This window comes from Nocardia sp. NPDC101769 (genome assembly GCF_044766925.1).
In the GTDB taxonomy this organism is placed as follows: domain Bacteria; phylum Actinomycetota; class Actinomycetes; order Mycobacteriales; family Mycobacteriaceae; genus Nocardia.
Map to the genome: position 1 here is coordinate 1 of NZ_JBIWMX010000117.1, position 2,636 is coordinate 2,636.

The 2,636-nt window shown below is 66.2% G+C and carries 2 protein-coding genes; both read left to right on the plus strand.

Going from position 1 to position 2,636, the window contains the following annotated elements:
* Positions 1–165 precede the first annotated feature (165 nt).
* Complete coding sequence (gene istA, locus ACIRRA_RS45780; protein ID WP_402782375.1) at positions 166–1,722, plus strand: IS21 family transposase; 1,557 nt, start codon at positions 166–168, stop codon at positions 1,720–1,722.
* On the plus strand, positions 1,719–2,531 hold the full coding sequence (locus ACIRRA_RS45785; RefSeq protein ID WP_402782378.1) for an ATP-binding protein: 813 nt from the start codon (positions 1,719–1,721) through the stop codon (positions 2,529–2,531). The genes istA and ACIRRA_RS45785 overlap by 4 nt, the downstream gene beginning before the upstream one ends.
* Positions 2,532–2,636 lie beyond the last annotated feature (105 nt).

A 2,636-nucleotide genomic window follows, 5' to 3' on the forward strand; every position in this document is an offset into this window, starting at 1 on the left:
TGTCGGCTGCCACGGGGAAGGGACCACTTCGGAGTGGTTTTTGCCAGGGGCATGGGACCACCCTGTTTGCCACTGATGGGACCACCTGACTAGCGGTTTTGCCAGTTATGGGACCACCCGGCGTGGCTTCGGGGGCTTCCGGTCGCTCGGTCGTTGCATTGGCCAATGAGCTACCGGGAGGTATCGGTGATCGAGGTAAGGGAGATCTTGCGGCTGTGGCTGCTGGGTCGAGGGTTGCGGGAGGTGGCCCGGCTGTCGGGCACCGACCGCAAGACGGTGCGCCGCTATGTGGAGATGGCGAGGGCGTGTGGCCTGGATCGTGAGGGTGATGCCGGGCAGCTGACCGATGAGCTGCTGGCGGCAGTGATCGCCGGGGTGCGCCGGGCGCGCCCGAACGGCAAGAGCGAGGCGTGGGCGACGGTGGCCGCGCAGTCGGAGCAGATCCGGGCTTGGCTGGACGAGGGGCTGACGCTGACCAAGATCCATATCCTGTTGGGTCGGCGCGGGGTGGTGGTGTCGTATCGGACGTTGAACCGTTATGCGGCAACGGAATTGGGGTTCGGGCAACGCAAGACCACGGTCCGGGTGGCCGACTGCGATCCGGGCGCGGAGGTGCAGGTCGACTTCGGCCGGCTGGGGCTGCTCACCGACATGACCGACGGACGGCGCCGGGTGGTGCAGGGCCTGATCTTCACCGCGGTGTATTCGCGGCACATGTTCGTCTGGCCGACTTACCGGCAGACCCTGAACGACGTGATCGCCGGGTTCGAGGCCGCGTGGGCGTTCTTCGGCGGCGTGTTCGCAACGGTGATTCCCGACAACATGAAAGCGATTGTCGACCAGGCGAACGCGACCGACCCGAAGCTCAACGATGCGTTCCGCGAATACGCCCAGGCGCGCGGCTTCGCCGTCGATCCGGCTCGGGTCCGCAGTCCGAAAGACAAACCCAGAGTCGAACGCTGCGTGCAATATGTGAGATCGAATTTCTTTGCCGGAGAACAATTCCGGGATCTATCGGACTGCCGCGAACGCGCGGCGCGATGGTGCGCGCAGACCGCCGGGATGCGGGTGCACGGCACCACCCGGTTGCGCCCGGCCGAAGTGTTCGACGCCGACGAGCTGCCACAGTTGAAGCCGCTATCCGATGAGCCGTTCGACATCCCGACCTGGGTTCGCCCCAAAGTGGCCCCGGACCGGCACGTTCAGATCTCCAAGGCGCTCTACAGCGTCCCCGGTGACCTCGTCGGGCAGCGCCTGGACGCCCGCGTCGATGCGACCACGGTGAAACTGTATTGGCGCGGGGAACTGATCAAAGTCCACCCCGTCGTCGCACCGGGACGCCGCCACACCGATCCGGCCGACCTGCCCTCGGAGGTGTCTGTTTATGCGATGCGGGACCTGAACACTTTGCAGCGCAAGGCATCCGGACACGGCGAGCACATCGGCATCTATGCCGCCGCGGTATTGGAGCATCCGCTGCCCTGGACGAAGATGCGGCAGGTCTATCGGCTGCTCGGTCTCGTTCGCCGTCACGGCCCGGCCGCGGTCGACGATGCCTGCCGTCGCGCGCTGGACGCCGAGGTCGTCGACGTCGGCGTCATCGACCGCATGCTCACCCGCGGCACCGCCACCGATGGGCAGCAGCTAGCGCTGCTGCCGCCACCGGCCCCGTCTCGATTCGTCCGCGCCACTACTGATTTCGCAGTCCGGAGGCCCTCATGACCACCCGCCGACCCGCCGCGACACCGGCGGTCAAACCGATCGAGATCTCCCCGGAGCTCAAATCGCTGATGTGCCGACTCAAGCTCGGACAGCTCCTGGAAACACTGCCCGAGCGGCTGGCGTTGGCGCGGTCGAACCGGCTGCCGCACCACGACTTTCTGGAGATGTTGTTCGCCGACGAGGTCACCCGCCGCGACCGCGAATCCGCGCAGCGCCGCGCCAAGGCCGCCCACCTGGACCCGCAGATGCAGTTGCAGGCTTGGGACGAGTCCACCGCGGTCAGCTTCGACCGGGAACTCTGGGCCGAGTTGACCTCGCTGCGGTTCCTCGCCGACGCCTACAACATCCTCGTCATGGGACCAGTCGGCGTCGGAAAAACGTTCCTGGCCAACGCATTAGGACACATCGCGGTCCGCCGCAACTACACCGTCCACACCGAACGCGCCGACAAACTGTTCAAACGACTACGCGGGGCGCGGCTGGACGGCAGCTACGAAGACGAGATGCGCAAACTGCACCGCGTCGACCTGCTGATCCTCGACGACCTCGCGCTACACCGGCTCGAGGCTATGGAAACCAACGACTTCTACGAGCTGATCGTCGAACGCCACCGCAAAGCCTCCACCGTCATCACCAGCAACCGCGAACCACCCGAGATCCTGACCATGATGGCCGACCCGCTGCTGGCCCAGTCCGCGATGGACCGGCTCCAGTCGGCGGCCTTCGAACTCGTCGTCGAAGGCGAGTCCTACCGGCAGCGGCAGAAACCGCGCCACGGCAAACCAGCCGATCCGAGTCCCTCGGATTGACCGGCAGACCGGTCGTCGGCCACCATCAACACGGCCCCGCGACCGGACGCAACCCGGTCCCATGCTCATGGCAAACCAGTGGTCCCATCACCCTGGCAGGCGACA

Coding starts and splice junctions, on each gene's coding strand:
- istA (WP_402782375.1), top strand. CDS start 166: ATGAGCTACCGGGAGGTATCGGTGATCGAGGTAAGGGAGATCTTGCGG.
- ACIRRA_RS45785 (WP_402782378.1), top strand. CDS start 1,719: ATGACCACCCGCCGACCCGCCGCGACACCGGCGGTCAAACCGATCGAG.